Below are 21,295 nucleotides of genomic sequence, written 5' to 3' on the forward strand. Positions count from 1 at the left end.
CCAGTATCAAGTTAAAATCAGACTATCTTAGGGTTATGAAAAACAGGTAAATCAAATATTGTCAATTTATATTATGATTATAAGTTATAGCTATTTACTGGGTAAAATTTAAATGCCTATTGATGATATAAAGTGAGGAATATAGTATAATTACGCTTTAAAATGAGTTATACGCAGAAAATAGTATAGTTTGACCTTTTAAAGGATATAAGCTTAAAATTTATCAGTGGTTGCATTATCCTTTTAATGTTAAGTTAGGAAATACACCTATAAAAACTTAATCATCAAAATTAAATCAAAAAGTACTTATTATATTATTTAAATAGCTACAGCCGGTGATATAATGGTTGTAAAAATAGGAATCATTAAATGTGGTAACATAGGTACCTCTCCAGTACTTGATTTATTACTCGATGAGAGGGCAGACAGACCAAACATAGACGTTTGTGTAATAGGCTCTGGAGCTAAGATGAACCCAGACGAAATTGAAAAAGCTGTACCATTAATGCTCGAAATGGAAAGGGACTTCGTTATATTCATAAGCCCAAACCCTGGTGCACCAGGCCCTGCTAAAGCAAGAGAATTATTATCTGCAGCAGACGTACCTGCAATCATAATTGGGGACGCTCCTGGACTCAGAGCAAAAGATGAAATGAACGAACAGGGATTAGGTTACATTATCGTTAAAGCAGACCCAATGATCGGTGCAAGAAGAGAATTCCTCGACCCAACCGAAATGGCTTCATTCAACTCTGATGTTATAAAAGTATTAGCTCTCACTGGAGCATACAGAGTTGTCCAGAACACAATCGACGAAGCAGTAGCTACAGTCGAAGCTGGAAACGAAATAGAACTTCCAAAAGTTGTTATAACAAGGGACAAAGCTGTAGAAGCTGCTGCATTTGCTAGCCCATACGCAAAAGCAAAAGCAATGGCTGCTTACGAAATAGCAACCAAAGTAGCTGACATCGACGTAGAAGGTTGTTTCATGACCAAAGGTGCTGAAAACTACATACCAATCGTTGCATCTGCTCACGAAATGCTCAAAGTCGCAGCTGACTTAGCTACACAAGCAAGAGAAATTGAAAAAGCTAACGACACCGTCGTAAGAACTCCTCACGGTGGAAAAGGCGAAACTCTCGCTAAATGCTGCTTAATGGAAAAACCAGAATAAATGAGTCTATAAGTGGTCTTCGGACTGCTTAATTTTTTCTGTTTTTAGGTTACTTGTTTTAAATTCGATACTGTTGAACTATTTTTGGATATTAAACCCATTTTGTACAGCTACTCATATTATTTTTAGATAAAATAGATATATAGCAGGTATAAGCAAAAATACAGCGCTGCTTAAATATGGATTTATGAACGATAGTGCAATTGCCATTAATGAGATTAACGGTGTGAACAAATTGCTTTTTTTAATGGGTTTATCATATGGAATGGCTTTTTCGGCTATATAACCTCTTTTAACAGCATAATTCCAGTTGATATAGAATAGTAATCCTATAACGAATATATTCAGATCAAAGAAAATCTGTGAGAATTCATATTGCCCAAAGCTGCTTACCAGCGACGTACTGAAGGGTACCAATGCGATAAACATGAGCCATATTATATTAATCCATAGAATAGTACTGTTGGCACGTTTAATTACAAAGAATATGTGATGATTCATCCAGAAAATGCCGAGGAGAACGAAACTGAGGAAATAAATTAATAGTTTGGGCAGTAGGGATATAATATAAATCTGGAAGTCTGCTGCTGAATGGAAGCGAACAGAAGGTATTTCAATACTTAAAACGAGCAGTGTCATTGCAATTGCAAATATTCCATCTACAAGAGTTTCTAATCGGTTTTTTGGAATTGTAATGTTAATTTTAGATCTTTTTAAAGCCATTAAAATCATCTATACTTGTGATGAATATTATTTTATATTTTATACTTCCTATAGTCTAGGTTTAAAAATAGCACAATATAATTCTATTTTTTAGTTATATTGAAAAGTTTTCAGTCCATGATAAATTTCTCAAACTATTTGACAGTCAAATAACAAAACTATTAAATAATAACTTATGCAAATATAATAAGTAAGATAGGACTTCCTTTCAGTTAATAAAACAATCTTAGAGGGTATTACTCCATGACTGATAAGACTGAGCAGAAAATTTTAGATGCTGCCTTAAAAATATTCTCGGAAGAAGGATTTAAAGGTGCTACTACTCGAGTTATAGCACAAGAATCTGGATTCAGCGAGCTAACTTTATTTCGAAAGTTTGAAACCAAGGAAAATCTTTTTAACTCTGTTTTAATTAAAAATAGAGAAGATATACTGGAAGAATTGGATTCAATGCTGGTTGATAAGGGATTTGAAGACAATAAATGGTTTTTAGAAACATTAATAAAAAATTTAGCTGCCTTAACTGAAAATAACTTTGAATTTGTCCATATTCTAGTTTATAGTAAACGTCAAATTGCAGGGGATATATTGATGGAGATTATAAGCCACATAAGCCAGTACATAGAAAGAGTTTCTCCAGAGAAGTATACTGACTCTCAGGTGTTTGCTTTAAACATTTTCTCATTTGTATACTTCGTTGTTTTTGATAAAAACCGGCGCAACTTTTTTGATTGTGATAAAGCAATTAATGAGTTTATAGATCACTCTGTAAAGTGTTGTAATATAAGTTGAATTTTATTATTTATTTCACTTTAATTAGTGCTTTTAAATCACATTAAATATTAGTTAGTACTTGCAAATATTGTAATATATTATTTGCTGGTGGTAACAACTTTATATTTTAAAATTAACCAAGCAAAATCTTTAAATAAAGATTTAAACAGATATAATAGGTAATATGATGGTTTTTTTTAATCAAATAATTGGAATAGATTTTACAGTGGTTATTTATGACAGGTGAAACTGAACAAAAAATTTTAGAGGCTGCTCTAAATTTATTTGCAGAAAAGGGTTATACTGGGGCTACTACCAGAGTTATAGCAGAAGAAGCAGGTGTTAGTGAATTAACACTATTTAGAAAATTTAAAACTAAAAAAAATCTTTTTGACACGATTATATCTCAAAATCTTGAAAAAATGAAAAAAGACCTTGAATCAATACTTATAAACAAAAAATTCAATAGCAATGGTGAATTTTTAGAAACTTTCATCAGAAATTATGTAGAATCAGTTGAAGAAAATTTTGAAGTATTCTTTTTAGTTATTAACGATGGCACGGGGGAATTTGAACAATCTCTGTCTGAATTTTTCAGGGAATCTGCAGAATATATTGAAAAAAATATTGGAAACAGCAACATAGATCCAGAGGCATTTGCTCTTACAATAGCAGGATTTACCTACATTATTTGTATTGAAAAGCATAAGGGGCGTACTATATTCAATCAAGAAGAAGTAATAGAGAATTTTATAAATAATTCTATTAAGTGTGTTCAATAATTCAAATTTCCTTTTTTTATCCTAAACCTTTAATGCTGTAGTTAAATAGTGATTACTATCCTTTTCAACGATTAAAAAGGCATTAACTTTTATTTTATCAAGCCTATTTTATTATTTAATCATTTCAAATACAGTTAAATAAACAAATTAATAAATAATACATGTATAATCTTATCTAACTACATTTTTTAATAGGATAAATGGTGAATTCATGATAGAAAAGCTGATTGAAAGATTTTTTGAGGCTGCAAGCATGCAGCGATGGAATGACCATATACGGCCAGTTGAATTAACAGAACTTGATAAACAGGCCCATAAGATGGTGATAGCGTATGTTATCGCTAAAATTGAAGAAGATAGGAAAGGTAAAGGCCATGTTAACTGGTTAAACCTTATAGAAAGCTTTATTTTTGAGTTCCTTTACCGGCTAGTTTTAACAGATATCAAGCCTCCAGTTTTTCATAGAATGATGGCAGAAAGACGCCAGGAATTAAATAATCATGTTTTAACTGAGCTTAAAGAAGATTTTAACTATTTAAATGATGAAAAATTCAAACATAAATTTGAAAGTTATTTTATGCAGGATGAAAATACCCTTGAGAGAAGAATACTCCGTGCTGCACATTATCTGGCTACAAACTGGGAATTTAAGATCATATATCACTCAGCTCCTTTTATTTACGGAATAGAAAAGACAAAGGAGAATATAGAAAATCAAATTGAAGATCACTATGATTTAATCGGTGTTCAAAAAATTCTGCTTGGGAAAAAATCCTATGGATTTGTAGACCTCTGCGGTCAGCTGCGTTTCCAGAAAAGGTGGGCACATTCCCCTCGAGTACCAGAAACTTCAGTTCTGGGGCACATGCTGATAGTGGCCATAACCGCTTATTTATGCACTATTAAAATGGAAAGTGATCCTTGTGAGAGAAGAGTTTATAATAATTTCTTTGCAGGTTTATTCCATGATTTGCCGGAGGTATCCACCAGGGATATCATTTCCCCAATAAAAAGCGCCGCAGGTTTAGAAGATATAATCAAAGATTACGAAAATGAGCGCATGAAAGAAGAAGTACTCCCTTTACTTCCTAAAACATGGCACGACGAAATGAAATACTTTACTGAAGATGAATTTGAAAATAAGATAAAAAAAGAAGGCGTGCCTCAAAAAGGAATTAAATTTAAGGAAATGAATAAAAAGTACAATATAAATGAATATTCTCCACTTGATGGGGAATTAATAAGGGCATGTGACAAGCTTGCCGCATTTATTGAGACTAACCTCTCTATAGAATATGGGATAACTTCAAGATACCTTGAAGAAGGTAGAGAAAATATCTTTGGTGTGTATAAAAATAAGGTAATCTCTGGAACAGATTTTGGCAGGATATTCAATTATTTCTATAAGAAAAAATGGTAGTCTTAATTAGAACATATAACTTTGCTGCTACAATTGGATTGGTTCTTAATTCTATTCAAGTTTCTATATATTTTTAAAACTATCATTCAGTTTGACATTAAATGCTTTTTAAATTCTCTTTTTAGCGGATAATCACTACTTAAATTTCTTTAAATATGTAATAACATGTTAAATATCCTTATTTTCAAAACATTTATAAGCTCAGATACATAATCTGGAAGCTAATGAAAATAGGCAGATATTTAGGTGATAGAAATATTTTAACAGTTGTATCACTGATCTCATTTACGTTGATTGGACTAACATCCATGACTGTAATTAACGGTAATTCATTGAATATTGGAAAACACACGGGTAACTCTTTAAATGAGCAAGCATATGCTTCAACTCCAGTAACAGTAAATGTTTTAATTTATGATGGGGAAGGAGTAATTCCTGGCAGTGTGGATGGGATAAAAGATTGTTTAGATTATGTAAATGGTGAAAATATTGATTTGAATGTATATTCCAATTATTCAACAATAGAAGAAATTAATTCGCAAACTTTGCCCGGCTATGACATTCTAATCATGCCTGGAGGCCTTGGAATAACTTATATTAACAATCCTGAAATTAATGCTGAAGACCTGAAAAATTTTGTTAAAAATGGCAAAGGCTATGTTGGAATATGTGCAGGTGCTTATGCAGCATCTAAACATGTTGATGGGGATTATGATGGATGGGGAATTGCACAGGATATAAATTCTAAGCCTGTAGATTATGTGGGCAATTTACCGATTTCAATGACCTCGAGTGGGGGAATTATTCTGAACTCGCAAAATTTGAAAAATTTTGGGGGTCAAAAAACCTCTAGTTTTTTGAATTTCGGGGATAGTGTAACAATGTACCACTGGAATGGTCCTGCAATGTATAAAACAGATGGTTCTAATGATTCTCTGGCTGTGTATGTTGCTAATGAAACAGGTTACCAAAACTATGCTGCAATTGCCACTGATACACATGGATCAGGAAGGATTGTACTCAGCGGACCTCATCCTGAGCTTTCTCCAACTAAACCAGAAATGCTAGCCCGTATGATCTTGTGGGCCGCTAAAAAAATTTAATTTAGATAGGTTTTTAATTATTGATAATCTGTTTATCTGTTTTTTTTATATTTGTAAATTAAGTAAGTTAAAACTCCTACTATGCCTATTGCTACAATTATATCCAGTACATGGAAATAACCTTTAATTAGTTCCCAGTGAGGGCCTAATTGAACTCCAATATAACCTAAAGCAAAGGTCCAGGGCAATGATCCAAGAAGAGTATAGATTGTGAACTTTTTAAGATCCATTCGGGCAATTCCTGCAGGTAGGGATATAAATGTCCTTATTACGGGCAGCATACGGCCAATCAGAACGGCTTCGTGACCATATTTTTCAAACCAGTGATCGGCCCGGTCAAGTTTGCTGTGACTTATAAGTATATATTTCCCGTATTTTTCAAGGAGGGGTCTTCCTTCTTTTAGCCCAATAAAGTAAGTGATTAAACCGCCTAACAGGTTACCTAGAGTTCCAGCAATGGTTATCCCTAGAAGCGTCATTTTCCCTTCTGATACTGCAAATCCTGCAAAGGGCATTATTACTTCACTTGGAAGGGGAATACACGCGCTTTCAACTGTCATTCCAATGAAAACACCCCAGTAACCTAAACTGCTTATTATATTAATTGCAAAATTACTTACCAATTCAATTATACTTGTCATGTAATTTTTCTCCCTAAATTAACTTAAAAATACTGAATATGAATTGAAAATGATTTAAATTATATCTTTGAGTTTTCCAGCGATATTGATATTTAGAATTCTCTCCAAACCAATAAAATTCGAAATTTGATTTTCAAATCGTACAACTGCCAGTGCAAATACTGTTCCAATGATCGCTCCAGAAATCACATCCAGCGGATAGTGGACCCCGATATACACTCTTGAGAATCCTATTGCTGCTGCAAATGCCAGTAGCGGATAGATTAACTTATATGATTTTCTCTTAATAATAAAACTATACTTTTTACCGATGGCAACAGCCGCTGCAAATGAAGCTGCAGCATGGCCAGATGGGAATGAATAATCATTTTCAGTGGTTAGGAGATGCACGTGATTTAAAACTAAAAATGGTCTTGGTTCTGCAATGACATATTTTAAAACAAGTACAGCAGTAGAACTTAAAAATAGTGCTAATAATCCGAGTATAGCTACTTTTTTACCATATTGTCCTCCGAATATGAATATAAGTGCACAAACCAGACTCCATGCAATTAAACTCCCGAAATTAGTTAGAAGGGGCATTATAACGTTAAAAATTGAATTATCCATGCCATCATTAATTGAGTAAAATAAAGCAGTATTATAATTTAATATTCCATTTAATAATATATTATGCATTTTTAATCTTCCTAATTTATTTTATAATTTAATAAGTATTGAGTTTTTTAATAAATAATCAGAAAAGTCTTATCTTCCTGCTATTTTAGAATACACTCCTTCAATTTTTCTATTTAAGGAGGTTAAACTGTCCTTTAGATAATAAACTGTTAATGATGCTATTATTGAAACTCCTAAGGATCCTATAATATCCAGCGGGAAATGTACACCTGCAAAAACTCTTAAGAAGCCTCCGATTAACCCTAAAATCACTAACATCATGCTTATTTTTCGGGTTTCTTTAAAATAACTCATCATTAACGCTATGGAAATCATGAAAGTAGTATGATCTGAAGGGAAAGATGTTTCGGCGGGATAATGGAATAAAGTGGTTCCAATAGGTATCATAAAAGGTCTTGGGTGGAAATAAAACTGTCCTATGACGTAATTTATAATAAGTCCCAGAATTGCAGCATATATGCTATATAAGACAATATTTTTAGTTGTTGTTCCCTTTTTAATCCAAAGACAAATAAGAGCTATAACAAATATTAGGGGCGTATATTGAGCAGATAATATGGCAAAGGTATCTACAAATGGATTTAGTCCTGCATATTGATTTATCATGTAGAATAATGCCATGTTTAGTTGTTCAATCAATTCTTATTCACTCCCTATTAACATTCTTAACTTTTAAGAACCAGTAAATTAACATAATGGGGCCGTAATTTAAGTAGTTATTCCAGTGTTACACCCCAATCTTTACCCATTACCATCCAATTTTAAAAATAGTGATTAGAAATGTCTAAAAAAAATGAATTTGATGCAGAATACTAAAAAGTTTAAAATAAAATTAATCCCATGTTATTTTAAATAGAATGGCAAGTGCTATTAATTGGGCTATATTGACAAGAAGTAACACGAAATATACTCCGGTACCACCTATTTCATGTATTTCTACACCTAAAATTGAGAATATGGCCAGAGCTAGAATTGCAAGAACATTTTCAATTAGTAAAATTGTTGAGAAATATAGAAGACCTGTGGTGAATTTAGATTTCAATTGCTTGTAACTTTCAAGGTAAAAGTAAACTAATCCAGACAGTAAGCAAACATTTGCAATTCCCACTGCAATAGCAGTATATATTATCATATGGTTTAAAAAGACCAGTTCCACCATTATTTTTACCCCTTAAATTTGTATCATGATTTTTCGGTTATTTTCTCCCAGATTTCCTGGAAAATATCATAATTTTGTTCTACTTCTTCAGTTAAGAAATATAATTTACTGTAGGAATCTCCAGTGGATTTAATTACTTTATTCTCCTTTAAAATTTTAAGATGGTGCCTTACAGTTTTATAATCTAAATCAAGTTCCTTTGCAAGCTGATGAGCGTTATAAGGCCTACCATGGAGCGCTTTAATAATTCTGGCACGGTTTATACCTCCTCTTTTACCAGTTATTAACCACCAAAGCAGCTTTTCCATGTACTTCATACATTCATACCTTTATTGTGTTTTATTTAATCAGATTATGTATTTATTATCTTCAATATATTAAATCACGCTTGTTACGCATTACATTAACTATTACTATTTGATGTCTAAAATTTGGATTTGATTGTGTATAAATATTTAAAATAAACTAGTTACCAGTGTTCATATCTTACAAGTTCAGATAAATTCTTACGTTCTTTGGTACCGGGTTTATCTGCAGGATATCCAAGCGAGGTAAATAAAACAGGTTCAACGCCTTCAGGTAGTTTTAAAGTTTCTTTTGCAGCAGCTGCATCAAATGCGCCAATCCAGCATGTTCCAAGGCCTACACTAGTGGCTGCTAAGATTATATGGTCCATAACGATAGTTGCATCTATATCCATAAAGTTTTTGCCGTCTTTCCTTGTCCAGGCTTTATCACGGACTGCACATATGCCTATTATAATGGGCGGCTGAACGAACCATCCTGCAGGATAAATCCTGTTCAATTCATTTTCATGGCCTTTTGTATGTATAATTATAATCTGGAAAGGTTGATAATTGGCGGCTGTAGGTGCAAGGCGTGCTGCTTCAAGTACTGTATTTAATTTTTCATCCTCTATGTCGTCGGGTTTATATGCCCTTACACTGTACCGTTTTTCAATTAATTCTAAAAATTCCATTTTTATTCCTCCGATTATTCATGAATTTTGATTTTTAGTACTTAAAACATATAATATTAATATATTTTTAAAATTAAGCATTATTATTCATTTATGATAATTTAATTATGGAAGTAACAGTTATTGATATGATTCTTATTTATTTTATTTATTCTATGAAAGAATTACGGTTAAATTCATCTTCTTAATTTTATCAGGGATGTTATATTAATTGGCAAATATTGTTATTTTGAGCTTAAAGAAACATTTTTGTATTGCGAATTCTAAAAATAGAGAGTAACTGCTCTAAAGTAATGAATGAAATTTAATCAATACAAAAATCAAGGGGGCTTTAAACTGGTCCAAAATGACTTTGAGCATATATACGATAATTACACTCGTATGATGCTTTTTGCAAACTCCAATAAACACAAAATAGAAAACATACATGAAGAAATGGCCGCAATACAGGAAGCACACCATGAAATAGTGAACGAACCTCAAACTCCCGATGAACTGCTGAATTCAATAGAAGGACTAAAATCAAGACTTGACTCGTTACATGAAGAAGTAGATGCAATTTTGTATCAGTACGGTGCAATCCATGAGATGCTTCATCAGGTAGATGTAATGATATCCGATTACTACAAGATGGATATAGAAATCTCTTCCTATGAGTTAAATGGAATGGAACAGGATCTTTTAAGCGTTAAAGATGAGTATAAACGGTTTAAATTATTAAAATCAGAAATAGGTGCTGTAACTGAAAAAATAGTAGATAGAAGGATTTAAAACTTTGAATCCTATTTATACCCTAATTTGGAAAATAAGTCTGATTTTTGGAATATTGAGAAAACAGAATGTTTACGAACTATCGAAAATTGTAAATTTTCGATGTATTGAAAATCGATGATTTTCAAAAGTTTTGCATGCTTCGATTTTTAAAGTTGAGGAAAATTTCTAATTTTCCGAACAATAAAAATAAAAAATTTTTTTAAAGGATTATAGAACACCCTTTGTACTGGGGATTATGTCGTGTTCAATCCGTAATGCGTCTTTTAAAGCCCTTGAAAATGCCTTAAAGAGTGATTCTATTTTATGGTGGTCGTTTTCACCCTCAACCTTGGCATTGATATTAATTCTTGCAGAATTTGCAAAGGATTCAAAGAAGTGTTCAACGTTTTCTGTGCTCAAGTCTCCAACTTTTGCATTTTTAAACTCAAAGTTTAAGACACTGTAACTTCTTCCGCTTATATCAACGGCTACAGTTGCCAGGGCATCATCCATGGGGATTATTGCATGTGACATCCTTTTTATCCCTTTTTTATCTCCTATTGCACCTGCAAATGTTTCTCCCAGCAGTATTCCCACATCTTCAACTGTATGGTGATCATCTACTTTTACATCACCTTTAGCTTTAATATCAAGGTCGAAAAAGCCGTGTCTTGCAAAAGAGTCCAGCATATGATCAAAAAAGTCAATTCCTGTGCTTACATCTGATTTTCCATTTCCATCGATATCTAACGAAATTTCAATGTCTGTTTCAGATGTTTTTCTGCTCATTTTCATGCATCGATCTGTCATTTTTGAACCTTCTTATTACAGATATTTATTCACTTTTTTTAAATGCTTCTTCATCTTCTTTACCATCTCTAATTACACGTATTGCATCTACAGGGCACCTTGAGGCACAGTTAATGCATACATGACAGTATTCTAAATGCGAAGCTTTTGCCTTTTTATCTTTGCCTATGCTCCATATTTTAGGTCCTTTAGGGCACGCTTCTCTGCACTTTCCACAGCCTATGCATTTTTCTTTATCTACTTCGATCCTCATGTTAATTACATTGTAATTTGCAGTTAATATAATTTGCAGGCTTGATTTTTGAAGTGCCGTACAGTCAGGCATTATTTAATAATAGTATTTTTTAAATCCTGCCCATTTAAAAATTCTCTAGTTTTAATTTACAGACTACATTTTGACTATAGTGGCTGAAGCAGCTTTAAAACCTATAAATATGTCCATTCCAAGTGTTAAACCAAGTTTTTCTCTGGAATAATCTGTAACGTCTACATAAAGCTTTGCATTGTTCAGCTGGACAGTGAGCCTTATCATCTCATTATTAAGTTCCATTCCAATTATTTTACCTTCAAACACATTTCTAACACTTGATTCATAGGGTTCTAACGTTACAAAAATATCATCGGGACTTATTAAAACAAGTACTTTATCTCCCTTATTAAAATCATGGTCTAATGGAACTACTATGGTTTTTCCTTCTATATCCACATGCATGACCTTATTCTTTTCGTAAATTCCTGTAATTTTACCTTCTACTTCATTTACTTCAGAATGCTTTTTAAGGATACTTGTTAGCTTGGTATATTCCCATAGTATTTGTTTACCTATATCAGTAACGCTGCTTGCGCCTTCTCCTCCTTTTCCACCTCTTTGGGTGGAAACGATTGAAGACCCAAGTTTTTCTTCCATTATCTCAATGTTTTTAAGTGCGGTCCTGTAGGGAATGCCTGTTTTTTTGGATGCTTTCATTATGGATCCGTGTTCATCGATGTGTTTAAGGAGAAGGAATTTTTTGTAGTTTAATGATACCTGTTTTCCGCCAATTGAAATTTCCATTTCCAGTTTATATTCTGGTTTTTCTTCTATGTCCATAAAAAGCCCCTATAATTTTATAATAATTCAAGTTAGAAATGAACTTTGGTATATTCTTTCTAATTTTTTCTATATATTATTTTACAAACCTATCTATAAATTTAACTACCTTTTCAACTGCACCAGAGAGTGGGCCGAATTTTTTACTGTATCTTCTAACTACTCGTATATCCCTTTTTGTAAATCCGCCTATTAGTGCAAATATGATTGTATATATAATCGGCGCAATTATGATTCCTGCCAAAAGTCCATAGTCTGTTGTAGGTAAGAGTAATAGTGGAATCCCCATAATAGCAGATGCAAATCCAATTTTAGCAAAATCAAGATATGGTAGTTTCACTTCTGTTATATGACAAGTTTTCCATAGTATTACAACCATTATTGAAAATGCAACTATGGTGGTTGCAACAGCTGCTCCTATAATTCCATACCTTGGAACCATAAGGAAATTCAATATGATATTCAGCACAGTTCCTATAATTAGGATAATCATAGGAAGCCTTGGGTGTCCCATTCCCTGTATTATGCTTGATGATACCATAAAAAGGGTGTAGAATGTCATTCCAACAACCAGTATGCTTAGTGCAGGGGCTCCAAAAATATAATTGGATCCAAATAGCAGGCTGAGAAGAGGTTGTGCGAATATTGCAATTCCAACACAAAGCGGAAGCACTAACAGTACCACATAACGATATGATTGAGTTATATAATTTTCAAGAAGCACTTTGTCCTTTAAACTCGCAGCTTCAGAAGCTGCAGGGAGTATCACAGCTGCCACTGAAAGAGAAATTATGAGGGGAAGCCTTGCAATAGGATCTGCAGTTGTATAATACCCTGCATCCTGTGCAGGTAAATATCTACCTATAACAAGAGGTCCTACATCATATATGGCCATTTCTGAAAGCGCAGTTATAGCTACAGGTATTGAAAAGACTAAAAGTGTTTTTAAAAGCACTAATTCGTCTTTAAAACTAATTTTATTGACTGGTTTTGGGAAGAGTACCCATACATATTTCTTAAGGAGTATAATGGAAACTATAGCAGAAGCTATGAACCCAAAAGCGGTTCCAAGAACTGCTCCTGCTGCATAAAAACCAATGGAAACAAATGTAACAGCCATACCTATCATAAATACCTGTTCTACCGCACGACTGGCTACAACAAGCTCCATCTTATAAACACCCTGGAATGCACCCCTTAAAGCTCCAACTATAACGCTGAATGGAGTTATAAGTGCAACGGCTTGAAGTGGATAAACCATGGCGGGTTTCTGGAAATAGAAATTTGCTATCCAGTCTGCAGAAAAGAATATGAGAATACCAAAAAGAGTCCCTGCCACCATCATAAATTTAAGGGAAGTTAAAATAACCTGTCTCGCCATGTCTTTTTCATCGACAGCATTATGTTGCGCTACAAATTTAGAAATTGCTGGAGGAAAACCTCCTGCGGATAATACCTGGAATATGCCCTGGAAGGGTGTTGTAAGGCTTACTAATCCATATCCTTCAGGTCCAAGCATTCTGCTCAATATGAATCTATAAAGGTAACCGCCCACTCTAAAGAACAGGTAGCTGACCATCATTAAAAAACTTCCTCTGAGTATCTTTGAACTTCCATTTGAGCTCTCACTTGGGTTTTCACGTGGACTTACATCTGATTCTTCCATTAACTCACCAAAAATAATTACCTATAAAAGTGTTGATTTTTTAGAAAAATTAGCATCTAGGTTTTCTAATTGCCCAGTATCATTTATAAAGATTGTCACATCGTTTGCCAGATAATAGGAATATGCCTTTTTTTAATATAAATTCATTTATTTAATATGGAATTAAGAGTATTTAATGGTTTATTTAATGCTTATTAACTTTATAATACAATTATTTTAGCTCTTTTGAGTGTATTATAATATATTATTGGATTTTTATCCTTAAATATTCCAAATGTTTGAATATTGCAACAAAAAACTCCTTAAAAACAGGGCAATAAAATAGGAACTTTTAAATAATAATTTAATTACAATAATTTTGATTTGTAATAATTTACAAAGCAATATTTGGGATATAAATTTATATTATCAAAATTCAGAGAATTTTGTAACCCCAAAATCAAAAATTTTGGAGGTGAAGGGGATTAAAACGCGAATAACTTATAGATATGTAAATAAGATGATAACTTTAGTTTTTTTATTTAGTATTGTTTTTACTGTATTATCTACTGTTAATACGGTTTCTGCTGATCAGTCAATTATTTATGTAAGTGATTTGACTGGTAATGATAGCTGGAACGGTGAATCATCAATATGGGATGATTTAACTATGTCTGGCCCTAAAAAGTCAATTAAAAACGCTACAGGAACCGTAACTAGTGGTGGGACAATAAATATTGCAAATGGGCATTACTCCGGAGAGAATAATACTGATGTCGTTATTGACAAAAATATGACTATTGTTGGGGAAAGAAGAGGGAACACAATTATAAACGGTACAGGTTCCGCACAGATATTCACCATTCAAAAGGGTATAAATGTAATTATCAAAAATTTAACCTTTGTAAATGGAACTGCGACCCAGAATTTAACACTTGCAGACAAGAATATAACTGCAGGTGGTGCCATTTGTAATTTTGGGAATTTAACTATCGTTAACAGTACTTTTAGAGGTAACACAGCAACAAGTGAATATATATCCAAGAATCACTCTGTTGCCGGCGGAGCTGTATACAATGTCGGAGATTTGACTGTTACTGGCAGTGATTTTATAAATAACGCTGCAAAAGGTAATTTAATCGGTAACAATGGGACTGTGGGGGGTTCTATTTTTAATATTGGAAATTTGACCGTGGATACCAGTAACTTCACAGGCAACAGTGCAACTGCGGGCGGTGCAATTTATAATTTAGGAGTCTTAACAGTCCTTAACAGTATTTTCACAGGTAACACTGCAGCAGGGAACAACGTAACATCAGGCGGTGCTATATACAATGAATACAACAGTACTTTGAACCTTAATGGGGGTATTTTGAATATATATGGCAGTACGTTTACAGGTAACCATGCATCAGGCAACGGCACATCTGGTGGTGGTGCAATAGGTAATGAAAAAAACTTGACCATTAAAAATAGTACTTTTACAGGTAACAAAGTTATTAGCACAGGTAACACTGCAATGGGCGGCGCTATATTCAATATAGGTAATTTAACTGTAACAAACTGTAAGTTTGGATTAAATGCTTTAACAGGAAACACGGCAAATGGTAAAAATAACGCTTCAGCTGCAGGTGCTATTTTAAATAGTGGAAATTTAACCATTAATGGAAGTGAATTTAATTATAATACTGCATATTTCGGCGGTGCTGTCTACAATGGGGGTAATTTAACTGTCACAGGCAGTAATTTTACAGGTAACACTGCAATGGGCGGCGCTATATTCAATACCGGCAATTCAACCATAACCAGCAGTAATTTTACAGCTAATGCTGCAAATAGTGCAAAAGGACATTCAATTGGAGGGGCTATTTCAAATTCAGGTGTTTTAACTGTAAATAACAGCAAATTCAACAGCAACACCGCAACTAACGGTGGTGCTATTTGCAATGATGGTAATGCAACTGTAATTAACAGTACTTTCACTGGTAACAAAGTAACCAGCTCAGATATCACTGTGGAAAATTATGGCGGCGCCATCTATAATGAAGGTAAATTGAGTGTCAGCGGCAGCACTTTCACAGGAAACCGTGCAGTCAGTACAAATGCCATGAATCTGGCATACGGCGGCGGTGCAATTTTCAATTTCAAAGAAGCAACAGTTAAAACCAGTAAATTCACCGGTAATCTTGCAGATTTTGGTGGTGCCATTTCTAACATAGGTAAATTGAGTGTCAGCGGCAGCACTTTTACAGGAAACCGTGCAGTCAGTACAATTTCAAGTTACACTTTTGACGGCGGTGCAATCTCCAATAATGGTAATTTATCTGTTACTTACAGTGCTTTTACAGGTAATGTGGGAGATTTAGGCGGTGCTATTTCTAATTGGGGTAATTTAACAGTGTTAGGCAGTACATTAACAAGCAATAATGCAACTTCTGACGGTGGCGCTGTTTACAACGAGGGTAAACTGACTGTACATTTCTGCAGAATTATTGGAAACCACCTCAAAGTTCCACAATATGTATCCAGCACAGGATACGTTCTTGATGACGTAGATAATTACAAAGGTTCAGCAGATGTTAAATACAACTGGTGGGGCTCAAATGCAGGCCCATCATCAGGAAGAGTTTATAATGCAACCACTGGGCCCTGGTTAGTTCTAACTTTAAGTGCAAGTCCTACTACTATTAAAGCAAGGGGGACCTCAACTATAACTGCAGATTTCTTACATGATTCAAATGGGGGTTACCATAGTTATTCAAGTGGTCATGCCCCTGATGGGATGGCAGTAAGCTTTACCACTAAATTTGGGACTATAGGCAGTAAAGCATCTACAGTTAATGGAGTTGCAAAGTCTACTTTAAAAGCAGGATCAACAGGAGGTATTGTCAACGTTGCAGCTAAAACGGACAGTCAAACAGTGCAAATTCCGCTAAAAGTAACTTCAACCTATCCAAAAAACGGCGCTTTAGGCTGCTCAAGAACTGCAAATATTTACATTAAATTCAGCCAGAACATTAAAGCGAGCACATACTGGTCTAAGATATATGTTAAAAACCTCAAAACAGGAAAAATAGTTTCAATCAGCAAATGGATTTCAGGAAATACACTCTATATCAAGACGAGTTCAAGGAGATATGCCTATTACTGGTATCAGGTTTATATCCCCGCAGCAGCAGTAAAAGACTACACAAATCATAATTTATCTACAGGGTACACATTTAAGTTTAAAACAGGGAAATACTAAATTCCTGTTTTTTTTACTATTTTCAGAAATTTAGCTTTAGAGATCTAGCTCTACATTCTCTAAGAAGTTTGAAAAATTCCGGACTGTTTTTTTAAGGACTCTAAATCCTTCAGTGTCATTTTTAACACCTTCAAGGGTGTCTTGTGACCAGAAGGTGGCCCCTAAATTGGCCCCAAATGCGCCGCCGCTTACTGGAACTGCCCCGTTAAGTATATAAAAAGTAAATATTTGCTGGATTACAAGTTCCTGGCCGCCGTGTCTATCTCCTCCGACTGAAATGGCCATACCGACCTTTCCTCTTAAAAAGTTGATATTTTCTGCACCCATGGCCCTGGTTCTATCCATAACAGCTTTTAACTGCGCGCTGATCCCTCCGTTATAACATGGAGAAGCAAATACAAGTCCCTCGGCTTCACGGATTAAATCATAGACTTCATACATATCATCTTTAATTATACATTCCTTTTTCTTTAAACAGTAGTTGCAGTGTCTGCAAGGACTAATATCTTTGCCCCTAATGCTGAAAAAATTTGTCTCGAATCCTTTATCTTCAAGCATGCTTAAAGCTTCATTTAAAACATAGTCTGTAGCTTGTTTTCTTGGACTTCCGCATATACCTACTATCATTATTAACTCTCCGAGTATAGTGTATCTAATCCGACAAATAAAATTTGTGTGTGGAAATGCCCAGATAGAAGGGAATTTCCATTTTAAATAATTGATCTTTTGTAATAGATAGACTCTTTTTAATTGAAAGATTATAAATTTTTGTAATATTCATATGCTAAAAAACTAAAAGTTGCAAATTAAAGATTTGCAAAATTGAGATCTACAGTTTAGACAGTTTTGTGGCACACAAAAATTTTTCAATTTTTGTTTGAATTATTTTCTTCAACTGTAAAATTTTCGTTAATCCACAGGCCTATCACGTTTAAATCAGGAAATAGATTTTTAATTCGATTTACTGCAGTATTAATCTGCTTTTTATGAGTTATATCATCAACTGGATTTCCAGCACAGTCATAATGGCCTACTACAAAAATATTTTCAGATCCATGTCCTGAAATTGAAATTTCAATTTTTTTAAGGATGCTGTCGATGTTTGAATTTTTATTTGCTAAAAATCCATCTATTCCCGCTTCTGTTATCATGTCCACATATTTTACATTGTATTTTTCTGTAATCCAGTTAATGGCAGGTAGTTGTACCCGTCCGTCTATACAGTTCAGGCAGGTGGCAAATGTCATGCGTTTCCTCCTTGGATATTAAATGCTTAAAAATAGTGAAAATACTGTTTATCTAGTAAAAAAAGTAGTTGAGCATAGTTAAACTATGCTTTAAAAAATAAGTTAAATTGCTTCGTCTTCATCAAGAGCAAGTCTCATGGTGTCAGGGTCTTGAGGCATGTGAGCTAAGAAGTCTTCAGCTGCTCGTCTTACATCTCTGGAACCTATGATATATCTTCCGACGATGATGATGCTTGCACCGCTTGTAAGTGCCTTATCTACTTTGTCAGGTGTTATTCCACCTGCAACAGCGACAAGTCCGTTTTTACCAAGGATCTCTTTGATCTGGTTGATGTTACCCCATTCTGTTACTTCTGCTTCGGCTTCACCACGTTCTTTTGCAGCGGTTTCGAGGTCAACATTTCTGTGTAACAGGACAATGTCAGGTTTAAATCTTAATGACTGGAGTTTTTCAACGAAGTTTTCCACGTTCATCATGTCCAGTATGGAATATATTCCCTGTTTCATTGCTTCATGGATTGCTTTTTCGATGGATTCGACGGTTCCAAGTCCAGAAATTGCAACAGCGTCAGCAGTTTCATCTGCAGCTATTTTAACTTCTACTCTTCCGACATCGAGGGTTTTAAGGTCTGCAATTATAAATGCGTCTTTTCGCAGTTCTCTGATTTTGCTTATAACTCCAACACCGAATTTTTTAATAAGTGGTGTTCCAGCTTCAAGCAGTATTCTTTCACGGTTTGGAAGGCTGTTTATTATCCTTTCAACATCATCAAAGTTGTCTAAGTCGAGCGCAACCTGTAAGTATGGTGGGTTCCATAGTTTTACTACTTTAAAGCCCATTATAGGGTGTGCACCACGGTCTTTTTCAGCTAAAACTTTTCCAACTGAAGGGTATCCTTCCATTGCTCTTCTTATTGCCAATTTTGTTGCCCCGTAGTTGTACTGATAAATTTTACGATAATCGCTTGCTTCAGGGTGTATGAAAACTGAAGCTAGTATTACTAAATCTTCTGCTTTGTCTTCAGGGATTAATCCTTCTTGAACTGCGTCTGCTACTGCTCTACTTACTGCAGTCTGAGCAGGGCCGAATATTTTCTCTGCATCGCACAAATCTTTCACAGTTACTTTAGGTATAATTAATGTGGCAGGCTTTGTAAGTAAGTTAGGCCTTATAACTGAAAGTAAGGGTGTGTGTCCTATTGATAGTTGTGTTAAATTATTTACAAATGCTGTACCAGCAGGGCCGTTTTTGTCCCCAATTACTAGATCAACGTGAGCTACTTCATTTCCGCTTCCTATTAAAGCTTCTCCTATATGATACATAATTGTTATCCTCCTAGATTAGTCTAAAATAATGTATTGAATTAGTGTAAATATAGTTTTAGTTTTTTAAAATCATAAATGTTGGTTTAATATTTTTATTGTGGGGGGTGTGAATATATTTCTAGTTTTCTGTTAATTTAAATTGTGATGTGGAAGCACTAACAATTTAAGTTCCGTTTTTAAAAACTGAAAATAAGATTATATTTCTAAATAAAAGAAAAAGAAAGGGATTAATTGAATTAATCCGCAAGGTTGCCGTTTATAAAGTCGTCGTAACCTTTAAGGTCCAGCATTCCGTGTCCTGAGAAGTTAATTATAATATTTTTCTCTTCACCAGTCTTTTTACATTCCAGTGCTTCGTCCATACCTATTTTTATGGCGTGACAGGTTTCTGGAGCTGGGACTACACCTTCGCATTTTGCAAATGTGGTTCCGCTCTTGAAGATATCTCCTTGTTTTACTGAACGGGCTTCTACAAGTCCTTCATGTACAAGTAAGGATACCAGTGAGGACATTCCGTGGTAACGTAATCCGCCTGCATGTACTGATGGAGGTACGAAGTCGTGTCCTAGTGTGTACATTTTTAAAAGAGGTGTTAAACCTGCGGTGTCACCAAAGTCGTATTTGTACTCTCCTTTTGTAAGGGTTGGGCAGGATGCAGGTTCTGCTGCTATGAATTTACAGTCAATTTTCTCGTCAATTTTATCTTTAACAAATGGGAAAACAGCTCCGCCGAAGTTACTTCCACCGCCCACACATGCAACAATTACATCAGGGTCTTCTCCAACGATTTCCATCTGTTTTTTGGTTTCAAGACCAATAACTGTCTGGTGGAGGAGAACGTGGTTTAAAACACTTCCAAGGGAATAATAAGCTTTTTCATCCTGTAATGCGTCTTCCATAGCTTCAGATATAGCAATTCCGAGTGCTCCTGGGTGATTTGGGTCTTCACTTAATATTTTTCTTCCAAATTCAGTTTTATCACTTGGGGAAGGTATAACATCTCCATCGTATATCTGCATGATGGTTTTTCTGTATGGTTTTTGCTGGAATGAAACTCTAACCATGTAAACAGTACATTCCATGCCCAGCATGGAACATGCAAGTGATAACGCTGTACCCCACTGCCCGGCACCGGTTTCTGTTGTAAGACGTTCAACACCGTCTTTTTTAGCGTAGTATGCCTGTGCAATAGCAGTGTTTAATTTGTGGCTTCCAGTTGGGGAAGTATCTTCTCTTTTGTAGTATATTTTAGCTGGGGTATCCAGGTAGTCTTCAAGACCAGTTGCTCTAAATAAAGGGCTTGGCCTTCCGATCATTTTATAAACTTTTCTTACTTCTTTTGGAATCTCAATCCATCTTTCTGTTGACATTTCCTGCTCTAAAACGCCTTTAGAAAATACTTTCGGCAAATTTCCTAGCTGCTGTCCTTCCTCTGTCTGTGAAGGCGCGGGAAGTTCTACAGGTAGGTCTGCTGCTATATTATACCATTTTTTTGGTATGTCTTTTGAGGATAGTGTAACCTTATACATTAAAAATCACCATTTAATTTTATTAAGACCATATACTCCGTGATATTATTAAATCTTTGTTGTACACATCTGTACTTTAATAATTATGGATTTTATATTATGAATAAGTTTTGGTTTTTGATTATAAAAACAGTATACTAAATTAGCATTAAGGGACCATTAAGGGGCATGATCCAGGAATAAGATCCATTAAAATTAGTGAATTTGGTATTTTA

Annotated in this window: 22 protein-coding genes; 7 read left to right on the plus strand and 15 right to left on the minus strand. The window is 34.4% G+C overall.

The annotated features are described in order from the left end of the window. Positions 1-343 precede the first annotated feature (343 nt). Positions 344-1,174 (plus strand): F420-dependent methylenetetrahydromethanopterin dehydrogenase, encoded by an 831-nt coding sequence (locus tag EJ01_RS09730; protein WP_048081900.1) that lies wholly within the window; start codon positions 344-346, stop codon positions 1,172-1,174. Positions 1,175-1,288: 114 nt separating this feature from the next. Here EJ01_RS09730 and EJ01_RS09735 read toward each other — a convergent pair whose 3' ends face one another. Then, on the minus strand, positions 1,289-1,897 hold the full coding sequence (locus tag EJ01_RS09735) for a TMEM175 family protein (protein ID WP_048081901.1): 609 nt from the start codon (positions 1,895-1,897) through the stop codon (positions 1,289-1,291). 243 nt (positions 1,898-2,140) lie between these two features. On the opposite strand from EJ01_RS09735, the gene EJ01_RS09740 reads away from it, so the two are divergent. The 4 genes from EJ01_RS09740 to EJ01_RS09755 all read left to right on the plus strand — a co-directional run bounded on the left by EJ01_RS09740 (position 2,141) and on the right by EJ01_RS09755 (position 5,976). Then, a complete protein-coding gene (locus EJ01_RS09740) occupies positions 2,141-2,689 on the plus strand; it encodes a TetR/AcrR family transcriptional regulator (RefSeq protein WP_048081902.1) in 549 nt (182 codons plus the stop codon). Between the two features lie 218 nt (positions 2,690-2,907). Next, complete coding sequence (locus tag EJ01_RS16535) at positions 2,908-3,453, plus strand: TetR/AcrR family transcriptional regulator (protein ID WP_052376039.1); 546 nt, start codon at positions 2,908-2,910, stop codon at positions 3,451-3,453. A gap of 211 nt (positions 3,454-3,664) precedes the next feature. Next, positions 3,665-4,873, plus strand: coding sequence for an HD domain-containing protein (locus EJ01_RS09750; protein ID WP_048081903.1), 1,209 nt, complete (start codon positions 3,665-3,667; stop codon positions 4,871-4,873). 224 nt (positions 4,874-5,097) lie between these two features. Continuing rightward, on the plus strand, positions 5,098-5,976 hold the full coding sequence (locus tag EJ01_RS09755) for a BPL-N domain-containing protein (RefSeq protein WP_052376041.1): 879 nt from the start codon (positions 5,098-5,100) through the stop codon (positions 5,974-5,976). A gap of 32 nt (positions 5,977-6,008) precedes the next feature. Here the strand turns inward: EJ01_RS09755 and EJ01_RS09760 are convergent, their stop codons facing one another. The 6 genes from EJ01_RS09760 to EJ01_RS09785 all read right to left on the minus strand — a co-directional run bounded on the left by EJ01_RS09760 (position 6,009) and on the right by EJ01_RS09785 (position 9,433). Then, on the minus strand, positions 6,009-6,617 hold the full coding sequence (locus EJ01_RS09760; protein ID WP_048081904.1) for a DedA family protein: 609 nt from the start codon (positions 6,615-6,617) through the stop codon (positions 6,009-6,011). A 54-nt stretch (positions 6,618-6,671) separates the two neighbouring features. After that, positions 6,672-7,226: a phosphatase PAP2 family protein gene (locus EJ01_RS09765; RefSeq protein ID WP_245611191.1), complete on the minus strand. Its 555-nt coding sequence runs from the start codon at positions 7,224-7,226 to the stop codon at positions 6,672-6,674. Between the two features lie 138 nt (positions 7,227-7,364). After that, positions 7,365-7,934: an undecaprenyl-diphosphatase gene (locus tag EJ01_RS09770; protein WP_048081906.1), complete on the minus strand. Its 570-nt coding sequence runs from the start codon at positions 7,932-7,934 to the stop codon at positions 7,365-7,367. Positions 7,935-8,127: 193 nt separating this feature from the next. After that, the gene (locus tag EJ01_RS09775) at positions 8,128-8,454 is read right to left on the minus strand and encodes a hypothetical protein (protein WP_048081907.1); all 327 of its coding nucleotides are present in this window, start codon (positions 8,452-8,454) and stop codon (positions 8,128-8,130) included. 23 nt (positions 8,455-8,477) lie between these two features. Then, positions 8,478-8,771, minus strand: coding sequence for an ArsR/SmtB family transcription factor (locus tag EJ01_RS09780; RefSeq protein WP_048081908.1), 294 nt, complete (start codon positions 8,769-8,771; stop codon positions 8,478-8,480). A gap of 152 nt (positions 8,772-8,923) precedes the next feature. Then, the gene (locus EJ01_RS09785; protein WP_048081909.1) at positions 8,924-9,433 is read right to left on the minus strand and encodes a nitroreductase family protein; all 510 of its coding nucleotides are present in this window, start codon (positions 9,431-9,433) and stop codon (positions 8,924-8,926) included. 297 nt (positions 9,434-9,730) lie between these two features. Here EJ01_RS09785 and EJ01_RS09790 point away from each other — a divergent pair, with 297 nt between their 5' ends. Beyond that, positions 9,731-10,204, plus strand: coding sequence for a hypothetical protein (locus EJ01_RS09790; protein ID WP_048081910.1), 474 nt, complete (start codon positions 9,731-9,733; stop codon positions 10,202-10,204). 210 nt (positions 10,205-10,414) lie between these two features. On the opposite strand, the gene hisB is transcribed toward EJ01_RS09790, so the two are convergent. From hisB to EJ01_RS09810, 4 genes are all read right to left on the minus strand, one after another. Beyond that, entirely contained in the window at positions 10,415-10,996 is a 582-nt protein-coding gene (gene hisB / locus EJ01_RS09795) for an imidazoleglycerol-phosphate dehydratase HisB (RefSeq protein WP_048081911.1), read from the minus strand. 25 nt (positions 10,997-11,021) lie between these two features. Next, positions 11,022-11,321, minus strand: a complete 300-nt coding sequence (locus EJ01_RS09800; protein WP_245611192.1) for a 4Fe-4S dicluster domain-containing protein — start codon at positions 11,319-11,321, stop codon at positions 11,022-11,024. 63 nt (positions 11,322-11,384) lie between these two features. Then, the gene (locus tag EJ01_RS09805) at positions 11,385-12,086 is read right to left on the minus strand and encodes a TOBE domain-containing protein (protein ID WP_048081912.1); all 702 of its coding nucleotides are present in this window, start codon (positions 12,084-12,086) and stop codon (positions 11,385-11,387) included. Positions 12,087-12,162: 76 nt separating this feature from the next. Next, positions 12,163-13,752 (minus strand): flippase, encoded by a 1,590-nt coding sequence (locus EJ01_RS09810; RefSeq protein WP_048081913.1) that lies wholly within the window; start codon positions 13,750-13,752, stop codon positions 12,163-12,165. 595 nt (positions 13,753-14,347) lie between these two features. On the opposite strand from EJ01_RS09810, the gene EJ01_RS09815 reads away from it, so the two are divergent. Then, entirely contained in the window at positions 14,348-16,978 is a 2,631-nt protein-coding gene (locus EJ01_RS09815) for an Ig-like domain-containing protein (protein ID WP_169740458.1), read from the plus strand. A 36-nt stretch (positions 16,979-17,014) separates the two neighbouring features. Here the strand turns inward: EJ01_RS09815 and EJ01_RS09820 are convergent, their stop codons facing one another. From EJ01_RS09820 to EJ01_RS09835, 4 genes are all read right to left on the minus strand, one after another. Then, a complete protein-coding gene (locus tag EJ01_RS09820; protein WP_048081915.1) occupies positions 17,015-17,605 on the minus strand; it encodes a flavodoxin family protein in 591 nt (196 codons plus the stop codon). Positions 17,606-17,844: 239 nt separating this feature from the next. Beyond that, positions 17,845-18,225, minus strand: coding sequence for a carbonic anhydrase (locus EJ01_RS09825; protein ID WP_048081916.1), 381 nt, complete (start codon positions 18,223-18,225; stop codon positions 17,845-17,847). Positions 18,226-18,327: 102 nt separating this feature from the next. Then, complete coding sequence (locus tag EJ01_RS09830; protein ID WP_048081917.1) at positions 18,328-19,548, minus strand: bifunctional 5,6,7,8-tetrahydromethanopterin hydro-lyase/3-hexulose-6-phosphate synthase; 1,221 nt, start codon at positions 19,546-19,548, stop codon at positions 18,328-18,330. Positions 19,549-19,787: 239 nt separating this feature from the next. Continuing rightward, a complete protein-coding gene (locus tag EJ01_RS09835; protein ID WP_048081918.1) occupies positions 19,788-21,080 on the minus strand; it encodes a TrpB-like pyridoxal phosphate-dependent enzyme in 1,293 nt (430 codons plus the stop codon). Positions 21,081-21,295 lie beyond the last annotated feature (215 nt).

It is taken from the genome of Methanobacterium veterum (assembly GCF_000745485.1).
Classification (GTDB): domain Archaea; phylum Methanobacteriota; class Methanobacteria; order Methanobacteriales; family Methanobacteriaceae; genus Methanobacterium_D; species Methanobacterium_D veterum.